Origin of the sequence: Actinophytocola sp., from assembly GCF_050699915.1 — a bacterium.
In the GTDB taxonomy this organism is placed as follows: domain Bacteria; phylum Actinomycetota; class Actinomycetes; order Mycobacteriales; family Pseudonocardiaceae; genus Actinophytocola.
This window is the reverse complement of record NZ_JBOHGA010000132.1, coordinates 1-17,588: the sequence shown is the minus strand read 5'-3', so window position 1 is coordinate 17,588 and position 17,588 is coordinate 1. Positions and strand designations below refer to the sequence as shown.

The window sequence follows — 17,588 nt, the reverse complement described above, 5'->3', positions numbered from 1 at the left end:
GCCGAGCCGGAGCCCGGCTGCGTTGCCGAGCCGGAGCCCGGCTGCGTTGCCGAGCCGGAGCCCGGCTGCGTTGCCGGGCCGGAGCCAAGGCCGACCGCCGAGCCGGAGGCCGGCTGCGGTGCCGGGCCGGAGGCCGACTGGGGCTCCTGGCCGGAGCCGGGCTGTTGTTCCTGGCGTGGACCGGGTTGGGGGGTCGGGTGGGAACCGGGGCGGGCCACCGGGGGGGCGCTGGGCTCCACGCCCTGCCGGTGGTCCCGCGCCCGGCGTATGCCGTGCCGGTAGTTGCTCAACCGGTCACGCATGTCCTTCGCCGAGCGGCCTGGCCTCGATGACGCGGACGCCGTGTTGCCCGCGCTCCCGGGCACCAGGTTCTGGCCCGCGCTGCGCCTCGGCAGACCGTTCTCCGTGAAGCTCTCCGGTTCGGCGCGCGTCACCGCGCGCGCCGTGTCGAAGCCGGAGTCTGCGGCGAACCGCCAGGAGTCCTCCTGCTGCGCCTGCGCAGCCGACCGCTCCTCGGACGACTCCTCGGTCCAATCCTCGGCCAGACCCTCGGATCGCCTCTCCGGCGAATGACCCTCTGCCCCGCCCTCGGACGACCTGTCCGCCGACTGCTCCGACCGATCCGGCGAACGCTCCGCCGACCCATCCTCGCGAGGCACCTGAGACTGCTCGGGCGAGCGCTGCTGCCGAGCCGTCCGCTGCTCCGGCCCCGAGGCCGGACCCGAGGCCGGACCCGAGGCAGGCCCCGAAGCCGGCCGCTTCGAGCGCGGGGAAGGAGAAGGCGGCGTCGGCGGGGTGGACTGCGACGGCTGGGAAGGGTCCGTGACCGCCCGGAACCAGGCCGAGATCATCTCGTCGAAGATGGGCGTCGTCTCGTCCAGTGCGCGCGGGTCCACCGGACGACCCGGCCCCGTCGCGACCCACCAACCCGTGTCGCCCGTGGGCGTGAACAGACCGTCGGTCGCCGGCGTCTCACCGGCCGGCGGGCCGGGCAGCCGCGTGCCGGGCGAACGCCGGGGCAGGCGCTCCGGGGCGTCCGACTCAGGCGGCGAGTCAGGCGGCGAGTCAGGCGGCGAGTCAGGCGGCGAGTCGGAGGGCCAGCGAGACACCTCCGGCGGGTTCCGGCGCGGCAGCGGCGCCGGAGTCAGGCCGTTCACCAGGCCGGACACACCGTTCGTACCGTTGACCGCCGAGCCGTTGGCGTGGCCGTTCCTATGACCGTTGGGCGAGTAAGTGGACGAAGCCGGAGCGGAGGCAGCAGACGGCTCAGGAGCACCGGTTGAGAAGACCACGTCGGCCGGCACGTTCACGGTCGCCCGCACGCCGGTCACCTCTTGGCCACCGTTGAGCCGCACCTCGATGCCGTGCCGGCTCGCGAGGCGGCCGATCACGAACAGGCCCATCCGGCGGGACGTCGACACGTCGATCGAACCCGAGTCGGCCAGCTTGGAGTTCGCCTCGTCGAGCTCGGCCTGGCTCATCCCGATGCCCTCGTCGAGCACGGCGATGCACAGCGAGCCGTCCTCGAACTCGTGACTGGCGATCGTCACCTGAGTGTCCGGCGCGGAGAACGCGGTCGCGTTGTCGAGCAGCTCCGCGGTGAGCCGGACGAGATCACCGACGGCATACCCGACGATCTGCACGTCCGGCGGCGGCAGCATGACGACCCGCTGGTACTGCTCGATCTCCGACACCGACGCGCGCAACAGGTCCGCAAGCGAAGCCGGCTTCTGGTTGCGCCGGCCGACGTCGCCACCGGACAGCACCATCAGGTTCTCGTTGTTGCGCCGCATCCGGGTCGCCAGGTGGTCCAGCTGGAACAGCGTGGCGAGCTGGTCGGCGTCCTCCTCGTCACGCTCCAGCCGCTCCAGCAGCTGCAGCTGCCGCTGCACCAGACCCTGGCTGCGCCGCGACAGGTTGACGAACACGCTCGAGTACTTCGCCCGCAGGCCCGCCTGCTCGGTCGCCAGCCGCAGCGCCTGTCGCTGCACCGCGTCGAACGCCCGGGCCACCTGACCGACTTCATCCAACGAGGTGACCGGCACCGGCTCGACCGCTACCGGACCGGCATCGTCGCCCCGATCCCGAATCCGTGCGACCGCATCCGGCAGCCGGTGCTCGGCCACCTCGAGGGCGCTGCGACGCAGCGCGGACAGAGAGCTCAACAGGTGCCGGCCCACCACGAACATCACGCCGATGGCGACCACGAGCGCGACCAGCAGGATCACCGCGGCGAGCCCGGCGCCGTCGCTCGCCTCGTCCTGCAGGGCCGCGGACCGGTCGCGCAGCTGCTGGCCGAGCCGCTCGGCGACGTCGCCGAGCCGGGCCTCCGTCAGCCGCGACGCGTCGTTCCACTCCTGCGCGGTGACCGGGATGTCGGTGCCGGGCCGGGTCGCGAGCACCACGCTCACGACGTTGTTGCGACCCGCGATCCCGGTGCCGCTCACGCTCTCGTCGTACGCACGCCGTCGGTCGGCGCCGGCGACGGCGTAGAAGTCGGTGGTGCTGTCGGCGAGCCGACCGGCCGACGTGCGCAGCGCCTCCGCCTCGGGCCCGGCGAGACCGCCGCGCACGATGCCGGCGCCGATCAGCGCGTGCTGGAAGGCGACCTGCTCGCTGATCATCTCCAGCTCGTAGAGCGCGGAGGCGGTCGCGGCGAGCCGGGGGTCGAGCGCCTCGGCCGCCATGGTCTTGTCGAAGCGCAGCAGCGCGTCGAGGACGTCGGTGTAGCGGCCGACCGCCGTGATCGGGTCGATCGTCGAGCCGATCACCTGCTTGCGGATCGTGGGCAGCTCGTTCAGCCACTTGCCCACGTCGTCGTAGCTGGCGGCGGTGACCTGCTCGTCGAGCGTCACACGATCCGCGGCGCGCAGGAAGCCGCCTCGGGCCGCGTCGGTGGCGGCGCGCACGCCGGCCGTCTCGGGTCCGATGTCCACCCCGCGCCCGGCGAGCAGCACCACGCCGGCGGTGCGCTCCCGCTGCAGTGCCTCGATCAGCGAGCGCAGCTCGGCGTTGACCACGACCAGCCGGTCCACCCGCCGGTAGGAGCTCGCCTTGTCGATCTGGTCGGCGATCTGCATCGCGCCGAGGACGATGGCGAAGATGACCGGAACGAGGGTGACGGCCGCGAGCTTGACCGGCAGGTTCCAGTCCCGCCAGTTGGCCAGCACGCTCCACAGTGCCGCCAGGCGACCTGGCTGGCCGGTGCGTGTCACGTTGTCTGTCAAGACAGCAGCCTCATTTCAGAATGAGGAATAGTGAATTCGATCCGAGCGCGCCGACAATTAGGCAGGGCGGCGAACTCAATTCGACCGCAGTACTCGCGCCTTCCTTGTGTCTCGTCGCCTGAGGCGGCGTCGTGGCGAGAACTGCGGATCGATCGTACCTCAATCAACCGAACCCGAAAGTGTTCCGACAAATGCTCGCTGACCTGCGTGGACGGTCCCGAAAGCGATCAAATTAGGCTCCCCTGACCGACCGGCCAGCGTATTCGATCATGACCGATCTACTTTGTGTCTGAACGACAGGTACTTGATGACCCGATCGGGTAATCATCGTTCTCACCGGCCGCGTGACGGCGTCACGAACGATCAAGTCCGGCGGCCGTCGACCGAGCCCCGGCCCGCCGGCCCGACCCCGCAACCACCTGGCGACGGCCTCCCAACTGCGGAAAGTGGTCACCGTGACTCCGCCGCGGAACCGCTGGACGACCTGGCAAGACTCGACTCCATCGGCTGACGAGAGTCACCTGTCGCCCGCTCGGGGAACACGATCGGTGACGGTGAACCTGCGTGCTGCAACTTTCGCGACGCAACGTCACGCATCGATTCACCGAGAGGAGTGAATGGTGCGGACATGTTCGCTCTGCGGCGTCAGGGCCAACTACTCCTCCGGTTTGACGAACACCGGGATTGCGGCCGTATAGTCCCGAGCCGGACGCCCCAGCGGCTCCATTGCGAGCCCATCGCGACCGCCCCTCGCGACCACTGTGGAATTAGGCGAACAGCGCCTATGTCAGCGGAGGAACATATGACTCAGGTGGTTCACTCCCCCATTGCCGCGCGTTATCCGGGACTTCCGGAGAGCGGCTTCGGCGGAATCACCGGACAACCCGCTCCACCACCAGCCCAACCAGCCGCACCCGACTTCGCGGCCATCCGGCACAGCCCCGAGTTCGCCGTCCTGCGCCGCCGATTCCGGCGGTTCGTCTTTCCGATGAGTGCGCTGTTCTTCCTCTGGTACCTGACCTACGTGCTGCTCGCCGCGTACGCGCGGGACTTCATGAGCCACCCGCTGTTCGGCTCGGTCAACGTCGGCCTCGTGCTCGGGCTGGCGCAGTTCGCCTCGACGCTCGCCGTCACCTACGCCTACGTCCGCTACGCGAGGAACCGGCTCGACCCGCAGGCGGCGCGGATCAGAGCGGCCGCCGGCGTCGCGGAGGTCGCCGAATGACCACACCGATGACCACACTGATGACCGCACCGATCGACACCGCCGCCGAGTCGCTGGGCAGCCCGGCGCTCAACATGACCGTGTTCGGCCTGTTCGTGGCGATCACGCTGTACATCGTCTACAAGGTGAGCCACCGCAACACCTCCACCGCCGACTACTACGCCGCCGGCAGCACGTTCACCGGCACGCAGAACGGCGTCGCGCTCACCGGCGACTACCTGTCCGCCGCGTCGTTCCTCGGCATCGCCGGCGCCATCGCGGTGCACGGCTACGACGGCTTCCTCTACTCCATCGGCTTCCTCGTCGCCTGGCTCGTCGCCCTGCTGCTCGTCGCCGAGCTCGTGCGCAACACCGGCCGGTTCACGATGGGCGACGTGCTGGCCTACCGGATGCGCCAGCGCCCGGTCCGCGCCGCGGCCGCGACGTCCACGCTCGTGATCTCCTTCTTCTACATGGTCGCCCAGATGGCCGGCGCCGGCGGCCTGGTCGCGCTGCTGCTCAACGTGCACGACAAGAACGGCCAGGCGCTGGTGATCACGATCGTCGGCCTGATCATGATCTTCTACGTGCTCGTCGGCGGCATGAAGGGCACCACCTGGGTGCAGATCATCAAGGCGACCATGCTCGTGCTGTGCGTGGTGCTGATGACCGTGTTCCTGCTCGGCAAGTTCGGGTTCAGCGTCACGGCGCTGCTCGACGAGGCAGCCGCGAACAACGCGACCGGCAAGGCCGTGCTCGAGCCGGGTGGGCAGTACGGCAAGTCCGCGATGAGCCAGCTCGACTTCGTCTCGCTCTCCCTCGCCCTGATCCTCGGCGCGGCCGGCCTGCCACACGTGCTGATGCGGTTCTACACCGTGCCCAACGCGCGCCAGGCGCGGCGGTCGGTGGTGTGGGCGATCGGTGCGATGGCCGTGTTCTACCTGGCCACGCTGGTGATCGGGTACGGCGCCGCGGCGCTGGTCGGCTCGGACACCATCCTCGCGTCCACCGGCAAGGAGAACTCCGCGGCGCCGCTGCTCGCGTTCGAGATCGGCGGCACGCTGCTGCTCGGCATCGTCTCCGCGGTCGCGTTCGCGACGATCCTCGCGGTGGTCGCCGGTCTGACGATCACCGCGTCGGCCTCCTTCGCGCACGACGTGTACGCCAGCATCGTCCGCCGGGGCCGGGCCGAGCCCGCCGCCGAGGTCCGAGTCGCCCGGCTCACCGCGGTGGTGATCGGGGTGCTCGCGATGGTCGGCGGCATCCTGGCGAACGGGCAGAACGTCGCCTTTTTGGTGGCGCTCGCCTTCGCGTTCGCGGCGTCGGCGAACCTGTCGACGCTGCTGTACTCCCTGTTCTGGAAGCGGTTCAACACCCGGGGCACGCTCTGGGCGATGTACGGCGGGCTCGGCTCGTGCCTGCTGCTGGTGGCCGTGTCGCCGGTGGTGTCGGGCGCGCCGACGTCGATCTTCCCGAGCCTCGACTTCCAGTTCTTCCCACTGTCCAACCCGGGCCTCGTGTCGATCCCGATCTCGTTCCTCGCGGGGTTCCTCGGCACGGTGCTCGGCCGCGAGAAGGCCGATCCCGAGAAGCAGGCCGAGATGGAGGTCCGCTCGCTGACCGGGATCGGCGCATAGGCCGCCGGGTGACCGTCAAGGGCTAGACACCGCTTGACACACGGTCTAGATCGCGTGGCCCCCGCGAACCTTGGCGGTCACCCGGCGCTCCACGAAGAACGACACCAGCGGCACTACCCCGGACAGCATCACGAGGACCGTGCCCTTGAGCGACCAGCGTGCCTTGAGCGCCAGGTCGACCACCGCGAGCAGGTAGACGATGTACAGGAAGCCGTGCGCCGGGCCGACGATCGCCACGTACAGGTCCTCGTCGAAGCCGTACTTGAGCACCATCGCCGCGCAGAGCGCGAGCAGGCCGACGCCGACGATGTAGGCCATCACCCGGTAGCGCGCGAGCGCCCCGCGGACGCCCGCCGCGCCCGCGGCCTGGGCCGGGTTCTCCTCGTCGGTCAAGGGCGTCTCGCTCATCGTTGCTTCTCCTGGTGCCGGGCGTTCAGCTCGGCGAGGTAGCGGTTGTACGCGGCCAGCGCGCGATCTTCGGGCTCTTCGTCCCCGTCATCCTGCCGGGCGGCCGGGGGCGGAGGCGGCTCGGGGGCGAGCTTCGGGGCCACCTCGGCGGGCGGTTGTTCGGTGTGCTGGCGCCGGAGCTTGCGCAGCCGCCAGAACATGAAGGCCGGGAAGAGGCCGAACAGCGGCCACTGCAGGACGTAGCCGAGGTTCTGCCACGTGCCGGCGGACGACTCGAAGCGCTGCCACTGCCACCACGCCAGCCCCACGCACGCGACCAGCGACAACACGCACACGGCGACGATCCCCGCTCGTCGTGCCACCAGCCGGCTGTTCACGGCAACGACGCTAACACCAGGTCCGGAGCGCCTTCCGCCAGGCAGCGTCACTGAACGTGAGGTGCGACCCACCCGACTGCTTGGAGTCCCGCACCCCGACGGCCACCTCAGCGAACGCGACCTCGACACAGGCGTTGTCGCTACCGCCGCCGCTGCGGCTGCTCTTCCTCCACTCAGCAGCCGCTAAGTCCATAGTGGACACTGCACGCCCTTCGGTTAGATCTCGCCCCTCACGCGATCGATGAAGGCCACCGAATCCCTCGGACTGAGGGCCTCCGAGCGCAAGCGATCAAAGGCGAGTCTAGCCGCCTCGACCTCCTCGGGTTTCTCGATGTGCAGTGAACCGGTGATGTAGCTGATGAACAGAAGGTCCGGATCGTCCTCCGGAAAGCTCAGAACAATGAAGGGGCCGTCCATCCCGAGGTGGGCGCCCGCGTCGTTCGGCAGCACCTGCAGGGTCACCGTAGGCAACTCCGCTTGTTGGATGAGGTGCCGAAGCTGGCCACGCATGACCTCGGATCCGCCCACGCTCTTGCGCAGCGTCGCCTCGTCGATGATCGCGACCAGCTCAAGGGGGAACTCCTCGTCACTGAGCCGCTGTTGCCGGTGGATTCGGGCGGCCACGTCGTTGTCCCGCATGGTTCCCCGGTCCGCCCGCAGATCCGAGGTGAACAACGCGCGCATGTAGTCCTCGGTCTGCAGCAGGCCAGGAACGTGTACGAGGCTCAGCTCCAACTCCGTAGAAGCCTCGGTCTCCATGTCGATGAACCCGCGACTCTCGATGTTGAACCTCTTCCACCAGCCCGGGCGGCGGGACTCGCGAGCGAGTTCGATTAGGTCCGGGTCGTAGTGGTCGTAGAGGTCCATCATCGAGCGGACGATGTGGACATCGGCCCGAGACATCGCGGTCTCCAGGCGGCTGAGCGCGCTCTTGGTCTTGTCGAGCTTCGGCGCCGCCTCGTCGAGCGTCAGCCCCGCCGCCTCGCGCATCTGCCGCAGCCGGCGCGCGAGCTTGCGCCGCCGGAACGTTGGGCTCGTCTGCTGCCCCACCCTGCGTTACCTCCCGTGACCGTGTGATCACATGCTCGCAGGCGCGAAAGCAGATCCGGGAATCCCACTCAGGCGTGTTTCATGGCGGTGCGCGCGTAGCCGTCGGCGAGGCCGAAGACCTTCTGGCCGTAGGGCACGGAGTTGTTGTAGGAGAACACCGCGGCCCACCAGTCGGCCGGCTGGGCGAGGTCGCGGCCGCCGACGCAGAGATACCGGGCCGCGGCGAGCGCGGCGTCGTCGATCTGCTGCGGGTCGCCGCGACCGTCGAGGTTCGCGTCGGCCGCCCAGCGCTGCCAGGTGGACGGGATGAACTGCATCGGCCCGACCGCGCGGTCGACACGCGGGTCGCCGTCGAACTGGCCGCCGTCGGTGTCGGAGATGGCCTTCACGCCGGCGGACCCGTCCAGCGGCACGCCGATGATGGGCTCCGAGGGGCGACCGTCGTCACCGAGCGTGGCGCCGCCGTACTGGCCATGGTTGGACTCGATACGGCCGATGCCGGCGAGCGTGGCCCAGGAGACGCGGCAGCCGGGATCGGTCTCGTGCAGGACGAGCTCGGCGTTGCCGTACGCCATGAGCGCGCGGGCGGGCACGCCGGTCGGCGACGAGAGCCCCTCGGCCCAGGTGCGCAGCGGGTCCTCGCCGGCCCGCGGCCGCGGCTTGGCCTGCGGCTTCGCGGCGGTGTCGGTGATGTCGACGGGCGCGGGAGTCACCTCACCGGGCTGAACGTTCGCGGCCGGGACCTGCTCGGCGGGCGCCTCGGCGGCGGGCGGCTGGGAGTCATGGCCGACCACGAGCCGTTGCAGCAGCACGCCGCCGCCGGCCACGAGCAGCACCAGTACGACGACACCGAGCCGGAGGAGCAGGCCGAGCCCGCGTCGACGCGGGTGGGGGCTGCTCAGGTCCAGCTCGGTGTCGGTCACACAAGGTCAACGACGCGGGGTGGGCGACGTTACTGACGAGTTGTCGACTTCTCGGGCGTCAGGGTCGGGCGGCAAGCCTCACGCGGAGCGGCGCTCGTTCTGGCGCTGGAGACGTGCCACGCACCAGGCGGGCGCGCTGCCCTTGCGCAGGTGCTGCAGCACGGTGAGCGGGCCGAGCCGGCGGCTCAGGTCCGACGGCGCCAGGCCGGCCGCGCGGTAGTCGAGCGCGCGCTGGTCGAGCGGACTGATACCGGCGTCCCACCACTCCTTGGCCTCGGCGAGGCCGCCGACCATCTGCCACACGCCGGCGGCGGCGGACAGCAGCTCGGCCGGAACTTCGGGCAGGCGCTCGCGCATCGCGGCGTAGAACTCGGGATCGACCGACTCGACGGCCGCCCACGGGCTGTTGCCCCCGCGGGCGCGCTGGCCCGGGATCCCGGTGTTCGGCTGCACCGGCACGTCCGCGAGCCACTCCGACGCGATTCGGTTGATCTCGTCCGACTCGGCGGCCTTGGTGTGGTCCTCGGTCCACTGCCGGACCAGGTCGTCCACGCCGGTATCGTCGAGCATCCTGCCTCCTAGAGAGAAACTGCGGACCCACCCGCGAAAGTCGATGCGGGAAACCGTAGAGGCCACCACCGACAGTTCGCCAGACCTGATCCGGCCTCAGGCCCCCTAGCTGGGCCGTCTGGCCGAGAATCCACCCGTACGGTCCAATGTGTCTCGTGATTCGGCGAGGTTTCGTTACGGTCCGTAACCCGCATGAGGGAGCGCAAACCTGCAGGCCGCCGGGCCTTTTCGGCCGGGCGGCGTGCGCTGTTTATCGGGTTAGGCGAACAGGCTCCGCATGAAGGTGATGATCGCCTCGGCGCCGTCCTGGAGCCAACCGAGGAGACCCTGCACTGCTTCGGCGGCCGCGGTGGGCTGCGTGATCACGTAGAACAGCACCAGCGCCACACCCACCAGGATCATGGCCTTCTTCGCGTCCACTGCTAGCTCCGTCCCGCCGCTTCCCCGCTCACCACCGAGCACCTGTGGCCCCTGCGCCATGGTGCTACAAAATCGCCGGTTTCGGAGGCGACTTTCACACTGTGGCGGGAGCCAGCTTACGGTGCGTACAGCGGTACACCCAGCACTCTACGTCGAAGTCACCCGATCATCGAGGAGACACGCCATGATCGAGACCGTCCGTGTCGAGCGTGCCGGGCCGGTGACGACCGTCCTGCTCAACCGCCCGTCGGTCCGAAACGCCGTCGACGGAGCCACCGCCTCGGCGCTCGCGGCGGCGTTCCGTTCGTTCGAGGCGGACCCGTCGGCCTCGGTGGCGGTGCTCGCCGGGGTCGGGCCGTCGTTCTGCGCGGGCGCCGACCTGAAGGCGGCTGGCACCGATCGAGGGAACAGGACGACGACGGACGGCGACGGCCCGATGGGCCCGACGCGGATGGTGCTGTCGAAGCCGGTGATCGCGGCGGTGTCCGGGCATGCCGTAGCAGGCGGCCTGGAGCTGGCGCTGTGGTGCGACCTGCGGGTGGCGGACGAGACGGCGGTGTTCGGGGTGTTCTGCCGGCGGTGGGGCGTGCCGCTGATCGACGGCGGGACGGTGCGGCTGCCGCGGCTGATCGGCCAGAGCCGGGCGATGGACATGATCCTGACGGGTCGTGCGGTCTCCGCCTCGGAGGCCCTGGCCATGGGCCTGGCGAACCGGGTGGTCCCGGCGGGTTCGGCTCGCTCGGAGGCCGAGGCGCTGGCGCTGCAGCTGGCAGAGTTCCCGCAGGCCTGTCTCCGGTCCGACCGCGCGTCGACACTCGAACAATGGTCCGCCCCGGACCCGATGGCGACGGAGTTCGCCCACGGCATGTCAGTGCTACCAGAGGCGGCCGCGGGCCTGACCCGCTTCGCATCCGGCGCCGGCCGCCACGGCACCTTTTGACAGCCTGGAAGGACGCCTTCCTGACGTTGAACGTCCGGAAGGCGTCCTTCCAGGCACTTGACCTACCCGATCACGCCGTCCGCGCGGAGCTTCTCGATGTCCTCCGGCGAGTAGCCGAGCGAGGTCAGCACCGCTGTCGTGTCCGTGCGGGGTTCGTGTGGCGCGGTCGGCGTGGCCGGCGGGGTGCGGTCGAACTTCGGGGCCGGCGCGGGCTGGCGATGGCCGTCGAGGTCGACGAAGGTCCCGCGGGCCTGGTTGTGCGGGTGCGACGCCGCCTCCTCCGGTGTCAGCACCGGAGTCAGGCACGAGTCTGTGCCGGCCGCGCGCTCGGTCCACTCGTCGCGGGTGCGGGTGCGGATCACGGCCGCGAGCTTGTCCCGCACGGCCGGCCACTGCGCGGAGTCGAGCCGGCCGGCCACGTCGGCTGGGTCGATTTCCAGCACCTTCAGCAGGTCGCCCCAGAACCGCTCCTCGATCGCGCCGACGGCGACGTACCGGCCGTCGGCGGTCTCGTACGTGTCGTAGAACGGCGCGCCGCCGTCGAGCATGTTGCCGCCGCGACCGCGGTTCCACAGGCCGATGTTGCGCAGCCCGTGCAGGCCGGCCGTGAGCAGCGCCGAGCCGTCGACCATCGACGCGTCGACCACCTGGCCGCGACCCGACGACGCCCGCTCGACCAGCGCCGCCAGCACGCCCATCGCGAGCAGCAGCCCGCCGCCGCCGAAGTCGCCGATCAGGTTCAGCGGCGGCACCGGCCGCTCCCCCGCCCGCCCGATCGGCTCGAGCGCGCCCGCGAGCCCGATGTAGTTGATGTCGTGCCCGGCGGCCTGCGCGAGCGGGCCGTCCTGTCCCCAGCCGGTGATCCGGCCGTACACGAGCCGCGGGTTGCGAGCCAGGCAGTCGGAAGGTCCCAGGCCGAGCCGCTCGGTCACTCCAGGCCGGAAGCCCTCGATGAGCACGTCGGCCTCGTCGACCAGGCGCAGCACGACGTCCCGGCCCGCCGGCGACTTCGTGTCCACGCCGATCCACTGCCGGCTGCGCGACAGCGGGTCGTGCGGGAACGACAGCACGTCGAAGGCCTGCTTGGCGCGGTCGACCCGGACGACGTCGGCGCCGAGGTCGGCGAGGACGGTCGTCGCGAACGGCGCCGGCGCGAGCCCGGCCAGCTCGACGACCTTGAGCCCGGCGAGCGGACCAGCCATCAAGTCTCCTTGTCAGACGATCCAGGTCAGAGCGACCGAGAAATGATTTCCTTCATGATCTCGTTGGTACCACCGAAGATCCGCTGCACGCGCGCCGAGGTCCACGCCCGCGAGATCGGGTACTCGTTCATGTAGCCGTACCCGCCGAACAGCTGCAGGCACTCGTCGGCGACCCGGGAGAGCCGGTCGGTCGTCCACCACTTGACCATCGCCGCGCCGGTGACGTCCAGCTCGCCGCGCAGGTGGCGCTCGATGCACTGGTCGAGGTACGCCTTCGACACGTTGACCTCGGTCGCGCACTCGGCGAGCTTGAACCTGGTGTTCTGGAACTTGAAGATCTCCCGGCCGAACGCGGTGCGGTCCTTGGTGTAGGCGATCGTCAGCTCGACCGCGGACTCCATGGCGGCCACCGAGGACACGGCGATGATCAGCCGCTCCTGCGGCAGCTGCTGCATGAGCTGGACGAACCCGAGGCCCTCCGCGCCGCCGAGCAGGTTCTCGGCGGGGACGCGGACGTCGTCGAAGAACAGCTCGGCGGTGTCCTGACCCTTCATCCCGACCTTGTCGAGGATGCGGCCGCGCCGGAAGCCGTCGGCGCCCTCGGTCTCGACCACGAGCAGCGACACGCCCTTCGCGGTCTCCTCGGGGTTCGTCTTGGCGACGACGATGACCAGCTCGGCCTGGGCGCCGTTGGTGATGAACGTCTTGGCGCCGTTGAGGACGTAGTGGGCGCCGTCCTTGATCGCCTTCGTCTTGATGTTCTGCAGGTCCGAACCCGTGCCCGGCTCGGTCATCGCGATCGCGCCGACGAGCTCGCCGGACGCGAGCCTGGGCAGCCAGCGCCCCTTCTGGTCGTCGGTGCCGAAGGCGTTGACGTAGTGGGCGACGATGCCGCTGTGCACGGCGTTGCCCCACGCGTCGTCGCCGGCCTTGGCCTGCTCCTCCAGCAGGATCGCCTCGTGGGCGAAGGTGCCGCCGCCCCCGCCGTGCTCCTCGGGGATCGACAGGCAGAGCAGCCCGACCTCGCCGGCCTTGCGCCACAGCTCCCGGTCGACCTGCTTGGCCTCCGACCAGCGCTCGTGGTGCGGCGCGATCTCCTTCTGGCAGAACGCGTGGGCGAGCTCGCGGAAGCTGTCGAGGTCGGCGTCCAGCCACGAGGAACGCTGGGTCAGCGGCATGAGGGCTCCAAAAACAATCCGAGTGGCATGTAAAGTCCAGCCCGAATGTACCTGCGTGCGCGGACGCACGTAAAGCTGTCGAGGAGGCCTTGCCGATGTCTTCTCCGGTTCGGCACCGAACCCAGGCCGAGCGCAGTGAGCGCACCCGCGAGCTCCTGCTGGAGGCGACGATCTCCTGCCTGGTGGAGCTGGGCTACGCGCGGACGACCGTGCACGAGATCTGCCGACGGGCGGGCCTGTCCCGCGGGGCGCAGCAGCACCACTTCACGACGAAGGCGGAGCTGATGACGAGCGCACTGGAGCACCTGTTCCGGCGGCTCGGCGAGGAGATCCTGACGGCGACGTCCGACCTGCCGCCGGGGCCGGAGCGGCTCGACCACGGGATCGACCTGCTGTGGCAGGCGTACTCGGGGACGCTGTCGACGGCGGCGGTGGAGCTGTGGGTGGCGGCGCGGACGGACGAGGAGCTGCGGCGGAGCCTGCTGCCGGTCGACCGCGAGCTGGGCCACCAGACGCTGGAGTTCTACCGGCGGATCGCGGGCCCGGTCGACGAGGCGCGGCTGCAGACCATGTTGCTGTTGACGGTGAACCTTGTCCGCGGCCTGGCACTGGACGCGATGATCGGCGGAGACCCCGGGCGCCGGGACGCGCTGCTCGCCGAGTGGAAGAGGCTCGTGCTGACCAGCGGCTTTGGTATGTAGCGGTTGGCCCGGCCCTCGCTCGGGCCAACCGCCACTACGCAATAAGAGGGAGTCCGACGCACAACGTGACGTTTGCACCCGCAACTGTTTAGGAATTTCTGGTTTGACGGGCAACTCGTTTGTCGAACCTGATGGGTTCTTGTGTCGGTGAGCACTGGCATCATGCGTGCCGTGACTCAGCCGTCCATGCGTCCGCCTTATCCGCCACCACATCCGCAGGTGCTGCCGCGATACGTCCCCCCGCCGCGGCGCCCGATCGCGGGCATCGTCGCCGGCCTGTGCGGCCTGGTCGCCGCCGGGCTCGCGCTTGGGGGCTCGTTCGCGCCGATCTACGAGGTGGACCGGGAGGTCGGCGACCTCGTGATCGAGTGGTGGGGCACCGGTCCGTCGGCCGACACGGTGGCGGGCCTGGCGCTCGTGCTGGCGGCGCTGCTGCTGGCGTCGGGGGCGGCGCTGGCGTTCGCCCGGGTGGTGACCGGGGCGCGACTGTTGCTGGCGCTGGGGCTGGGTTCGCTGACGGGCACGGTGCTGCTGGCGCTGCTGAACACGCTGGAGGCCCTGGAGCGGTGGAACGGGGAGTTCCTCGGGCCCGGGGAGAGCCTCACGTTCACGACGAGTACCGGGCTGTGGCTGCCGTTGGCCGGTGTGGTGGTCGGCGTGGTGGCGGTGGTGTTCGCGCATCGTCCGCAGGTTCGCGTGGAGCCGATGACACCGCGCATCGGCTTCCCGATGCCGTACACCCGGGGTGTCGCGGTTGGACAGCTGAGGCCGCCCGGCCCGCCGCCGGTCATCCCGGCGCCCGGCGCGCCCGCACCGTCTACATCGGATGAAGAGGGCGAGATCACCTTGCGCACCAAGGTGACCGAGTCGGCGGCGGAGGAGCCCGCCTCGGAGCCCGTCTCGGAGGCCCCGACGGAGGTGTCCGACCCGGAGGCCCCCACCGAGGCACCCGTCACGATGCCGGTGGCTCACGACGCGCCGACGGAGATCCCGCCGTCCGCGGAGCAGGCCCCGACGATCGACGAGCCGGAGACGGTCGCCGACTCGCCGGCTCCCGAGGACTGGACGACGCGACTGGAGGAGCAGCCGGCCGAGCCCGAGCAGCCGCCGGCGCCAGAGCAGGCGGCGGCGGAAGCTCCCGCGGAGCCGGAGCCGACCCAGCCGGAACAGGCGCCCGCCTCGGAGCAGCCGCCCACACCAGAGCAGGCGACGACAGAACAGCCGGAGCCGGCTCAGCCGGAGGAGCCGCCCGCGCCGGAGCCCGGCAAGTCGAGCCTCGGCGACCTGCCCGCCGCCCCGCCCGCCCCCGAACTGGCCGACGACCAGGACGACAAGAAGAACTAGCCCCGGCCCCGCAGCCGCTCGACGACGTGGTCCACGAAGCCGTAGTCGCGCGCCTCGGTGGCGGTGAACCAGCGATCCCGGTCGGCGTCGGCGGTGATGCGTTCCACCGCCTGGCCGGTCTGCTGCGCGGTGAGCTCGGCCATGCGCAGCTTCATCCGGGCGTACGCGGTGGCCCGAATCGCGACGTCGGCCGCCACGCCGCCGACCCCGGCGGAGGGCTGGTGCATGAGGATGTTCGCGTTCGGCAGCGCGTACCGCTTGCCGGGCGCGCCCGAGGAGAGCAGGAACTGGCCCATCGACGCCGCGAATCCCACCGCCCAGGTGGACACGTCGGGCTCCACGAGCTGCATCGTGTCGTAGATGGCCAGGCCGGCCGTCACCGAGCCGCCCGGTGAGTTGATGTAGAACGTGATGTCCCTGTCCGGGTCGTCGGCGGCGAGCAGCAGCAGCTGCCCGGTGAGCCGGTTCGCGACCTCGTCGTCCACTTCGGACCCGAGGTAGATGATCCGCTCTCGCAGCAGCCGCTCGTTGATGGTGTCGTCGAGTGTGTTGAGCATGCCTCGACGCTAGGGCCGGCCACGCCCCGAATCGCGCGGGTTCGCTTACGGCGTGGGCGTTTCACCGTCGGCGGACAGAAACGGGACCACCAGGCGGGCGAACTCGTCCGGCGCGTCGTCGTGGACCAGGTGGCCTACCGGAATCGTCGCCGTTGTCGCGTTCGGCATCGCCGCTGCCGCCTCGGCTACGTGGGCCGGGTCGAGGTGGCTCGTCGGACCGCCGCTGATCCACAGCGTCGGGGTCGCGAGCCGCTCGACGCCCTGCCACCACCGCGGGTTCGGCGCGCGGAGCGCCCGTCGCATCGGCGCCACGACATCCCAGTCGAAGTTCAGCGGCTCGGGCGGCCTGGCCGGCGGGACGTCGGGCAGCGCGTCGCCGTCACGGGGCGGCACGGGCGCCTCTTCGAGCACGAGGCGCCGGACCGGGCGCCGGGCCGCGAGCACCGACGCGACGTGGCCGCCCATGGAATGCCCGACCACGTCCACCGGGCCGGCATCGGACAGGAACGCGACGACGTCGTCGACCATCGCGTCCACCGTGTACACACCAGGCCACGGGCTGGCGCCGTGGCCGCGAAGGTCGAGCGCGATCGACGCGCGCGAGCCGGCCAGCTCGAGAGCGAACCGCTCCCACGTGCCGGCGGTCTCCCCCAGCCCGTGCAGCAACACCACCGGCGGCCCGCCGGGACCGTCGGTCACCCGATGCGCGAGCCGAACCGGGATCACGAGACAGGACGGCGCGACCAGTTGCCGTCCGGCTCGCGCCACGCCGCGTGGCCGCGCGGCAGGTCCGCGAAGTCGCGGATGTGCGGGTGCTCGGACACCAGGTGTCGCAGATGGACGGCCCCGACGTCGACGCTGCCGGGCCCGTCCAGGAACGCCCACTGGCCGTCGTGGCGGTGCACGATCCCGGCGACCGGCGCCTCGCCGCGGATGACCCGTCTCGAGCCGACCACGAGCTCGTCGATCGACGCGTCCGGGAACGGCGAGTCGGTCAGGTCCGCGACCCGGGTCCACGGGCTGGGCGGATGGTCGTCCTTCGGCAGCCACAGCCACGGCTGGTCCGCTCGGCACCGCTCCCCTGCGTCCGGCTGCCACGGGAACACCCCGGCCCGGTCGGGCCAGATCAGCTGCATCATCGGCGGCGGCGTCCCGCGGTAGAACCCGAGCGCCTGCCCGAAGAGATCCTCGAACCACGACCGGTGCACCGGCCGGACGAGCACCGGGAACCCGTCCAGGACGCCGAGCCGCTCCTCGTCCGCCCGCAGCGGCTGGCCCGCGCGCAGCTGCTGGCCGACCGCGTTGAGCCAGGTGTGCATGTCCCGCGTGCGCAGGCCGAACATGCAGACCTCCGGCGCGCCCAGCGTGTGCCCCACGCCGACGGTGTACGCCCACCCGGGCAGCTCGTCCTCCGCGGCGACCGCGATGACGCTCCAGCCGTGCTCCTGCACGTGCCACACCGTGTTGAGCTCCCGCGAGCCCAACCCCTCGGGCCCGGTGCAGAGCCAGCAGCCACACGGATTCACGGCGGCAGCCTACGGGGTCGTCTGCTCCAGCAGACCCTTGTCGTAGGCGATCGCGACGGCCTCCGCCCGGCGGGTCGCGCCGAGCTTGGCCATGATCCGCGACAGGTGCACGCTCACGGTCTTCTCGCTGATGTACAGCTCCTCGCCCACCTGCCGGTTGGTCCGGCCCAGCGCCACGAGACTCAGCACCGACCGCTCGCGCGGGGTGAACGGATCGAGCGCCTCGCGCGGCACGGGGCCGTCGCCGAGCGGGATCCGGGCGCGCCGGGCCAGCCGGCGGACCGCGTCCAGCAGCGGCCGGGCGGCGAGCCGCTGGGCGACCTC

The 17,588-nt window shown here is 70.8% G+C and carries 19 protein-coding genes; 5 read left to right on the top strand and 14 right to left on the bottom strand.

From position 1 onward, the window contains the following. The coding region (locus ACRDSK_RS21650) for a nitrate- and nitrite sensing domain-containing protein (RefSeq protein WP_431443044.1) at positions 1 to 3,227 on the bottom strand (3,227 nt) is incomplete at its 3' end. Between the two features lie 628 nt (positions 3,228 to 3,855). Between ACRDSK_RS21650 and ACRDSK_RS21645 the strand changes: the two genes are divergently transcribed. Further along, a complete protein-coding gene (locus ACRDSK_RS21645) occupies positions 3,856 to 4,452 on the top strand; it encodes a DUF485 domain-containing protein (RefSeq protein ID WP_431443043.1) in 597 nt (198 codons plus the stop codon). Positions 4,453 to 4,472: 20 nt separating this feature from the next. Continuing rightward, positions 4,473 to 6,068: a solute symporter family protein gene (locus tag ACRDSK_RS21640; protein ID WP_431443045.1), complete on the top strand. Its 1,596-nt coding sequence runs from the start codon at positions 4,473 to 4,475 to the stop codon at positions 6,066 to 6,068. A 45-nt stretch (positions 6,069 to 6,113) separates the two neighbouring features. Here the strand turns inward: ACRDSK_RS21640 and ACRDSK_RS21635 are convergent, their stop codons facing one another. The 7 genes from ACRDSK_RS21635 to ACRDSK_RS21605 form a co-directional block, all read right to left on the bottom strand. Continuing rightward, positions 6,114 to 6,476, bottom strand: a complete 363-nt coding sequence (locus ACRDSK_RS21635; RefSeq protein WP_431443042.1) for a DUF3817 domain-containing protein — start codon at positions 6,474 to 6,476, stop codon at positions 6,114 to 6,116. Continuing rightward, positions 6,473 to 6,853 carry a hypothetical protein gene (locus tag ACRDSK_RS21630; RefSeq protein ID WP_431443041.1) on the bottom strand — a complete coding sequence of 127 codons (381 nt, stop codon included), beginning with the start codon at positions 6,851 to 6,853 and terminating at the stop codon, positions 6,473 to 6,475. Before ACRDSK_RS21630 ends, ACRDSK_RS21635 begins: the two co-directional genes overlap by 4 nt. Before the next feature lie 10 nt (positions 6,854 to 6,863). Beyond that, positions 6,864 to 7,046, bottom strand: a complete 183-nt coding sequence (locus tag ACRDSK_RS21625; RefSeq protein ID WP_431443040.1) for a DUF397 domain-containing protein — start codon at positions 7,044 to 7,046, stop codon at positions 6,864 to 6,866. A 23-nt stretch (positions 7,047 to 7,069) separates the two neighbouring features. Continuing rightward, the gene (locus tag ACRDSK_RS21620; RefSeq protein WP_431443039.1) at positions 7,070 to 7,903 is read right to left on the bottom strand and encodes a helix-turn-helix domain-containing protein; all 834 of its coding nucleotides are present in this window, start codon (positions 7,901 to 7,903) and stop codon (positions 7,070 to 7,072) included. Positions 7,904 to 7,971: 68 nt separating this feature from the next. Next, positions 7,972 to 8,826: a lytic transglycosylase domain-containing protein gene (locus ACRDSK_RS21615; protein WP_431443038.1), complete on the bottom strand. Its 855-nt coding sequence runs from the start codon at positions 8,824 to 8,826 to the stop codon at positions 7,972 to 7,974. A 78-nt stretch (positions 8,827 to 8,904) separates the two neighbouring features. Continuing rightward, on the bottom strand, positions 8,905 to 9,396 hold the full coding sequence (locus ACRDSK_RS21610; protein ID WP_431443037.1) for a helix-turn-helix transcriptional regulator: 492 nt from the start codon (positions 9,394 to 9,396) through the stop codon (positions 8,905 to 8,907). A 258-nt stretch (positions 9,397 to 9,654) separates the two neighbouring features. Next, the gene (locus ACRDSK_RS21605) at positions 9,655 to 9,816 is read right to left on the bottom strand and encodes a hypothetical protein (protein ID WP_431443046.1); all 162 of its coding nucleotides are present in this window, start codon (positions 9,814 to 9,816) and stop codon (positions 9,655 to 9,657) included. A 184-nt stretch (positions 9,817 to 10,000) separates the two neighbouring features. Here ACRDSK_RS21605 and ACRDSK_RS21600 point away from each other — a divergent pair, with 184 nt between their 5' ends. Beyond that, positions 10,001 to 10,756 (top strand): crotonase/enoyl-CoA hydratase family protein, encoded by a 756-nt coding sequence (locus ACRDSK_RS21600; RefSeq protein ID WP_431443036.1) that lies wholly within the window; start codon positions 10,001 to 10,003, stop codon positions 10,754 to 10,756. A gap of 62 nt (positions 10,757 to 10,818) precedes the next feature. On the opposite strand, the gene ACRDSK_RS21595 is transcribed toward ACRDSK_RS21600, so the two are convergent. Then, entirely contained in the window at positions 10,819 to 11,958 is a 1,140-nt protein-coding gene (locus ACRDSK_RS21595; RefSeq protein ID WP_431443035.1) for a CaiB/BaiF CoA transferase family protein, read from the bottom strand. Between the two features lie 26 nt (positions 11,959 to 11,984). Beyond that, the gene (locus tag ACRDSK_RS21590; protein WP_431443034.1) at positions 11,985 to 13,136 is read right to left on the bottom strand and encodes an acyl-CoA dehydrogenase family protein; all 1,152 of its coding nucleotides are present in this window, start codon (positions 13,134 to 13,136) and stop codon (positions 11,985 to 11,987) included. Positions 13,137 to 13,231: 95 nt separating this feature from the next. On the opposite strand from ACRDSK_RS21590, the gene ACRDSK_RS21585 reads away from it, so the two are divergent. Both ACRDSK_RS21585 and ACRDSK_RS21580 read left to right on the top strand, forming a co-directional pair. Continuing rightward, a complete protein-coding gene (locus ACRDSK_RS21585; RefSeq protein WP_431443033.1) occupies positions 13,232 to 13,837 on the top strand; it encodes a TetR/AcrR family transcriptional regulator in 606 nt (201 codons plus the stop codon). Positions 13,838 to 14,008: 171 nt separating this feature from the next. After that, the gene (locus tag ACRDSK_RS21580) at positions 14,009 to 15,181 is read left to right on the top strand and encodes a hypothetical protein (RefSeq protein ID WP_431443032.1); all 1,173 of its coding nucleotides are present in this window, start codon (positions 14,009 to 14,011) and stop codon (positions 15,179 to 15,181) included. Here the strand turns inward: ACRDSK_RS21580 and ACRDSK_RS21575 are convergent. From ACRDSK_RS21575 to ACRDSK_RS21560, 4 genes are all read right to left on the bottom strand, one after another. Beyond that, positions 15,178 to 15,738 carry an ATP-dependent Clp protease proteolytic subunit gene (locus ACRDSK_RS21575; protein ID WP_431443031.1) on the bottom strand — a complete coding sequence of 187 codons (561 nt, stop codon included), beginning with the start codon at positions 15,736 to 15,738 and terminating at the stop codon, positions 15,178 to 15,180. The genes ACRDSK_RS21580 and ACRDSK_RS21575 overlap by 4 nt on opposite strands. A 45-nt stretch (positions 15,739 to 15,783) precedes the next feature. Then, positions 15,784 to 16,464 carry an alpha/beta fold hydrolase gene (locus tag ACRDSK_RS21570; RefSeq protein WP_431443030.1) on the bottom strand — a complete coding sequence of 227 codons (681 nt, stop codon included), beginning with the start codon at positions 16,462 to 16,464 and terminating at the stop codon, positions 15,784 to 15,786. Continuing rightward, positions 16,461 to 17,264 (bottom strand): DUF4262 domain-containing protein, encoded by an 804-nt coding sequence (locus ACRDSK_RS21565; RefSeq protein WP_431443029.1) that lies wholly within the window; start codon positions 17,262 to 17,264, stop codon positions 16,461 to 16,463. The genes ACRDSK_RS21570 and ACRDSK_RS21565 overlap by 4 nt, the downstream gene beginning before the upstream one ends. A 9-nt stretch (positions 17,265 to 17,273) precedes the next feature. After that, the coding region (locus ACRDSK_RS21560) for a helix-turn-helix domain-containing protein (RefSeq protein ID WP_431443028.1) at positions 17,274 to 17,588 on the bottom strand (315 nt) is incomplete at its 5' end.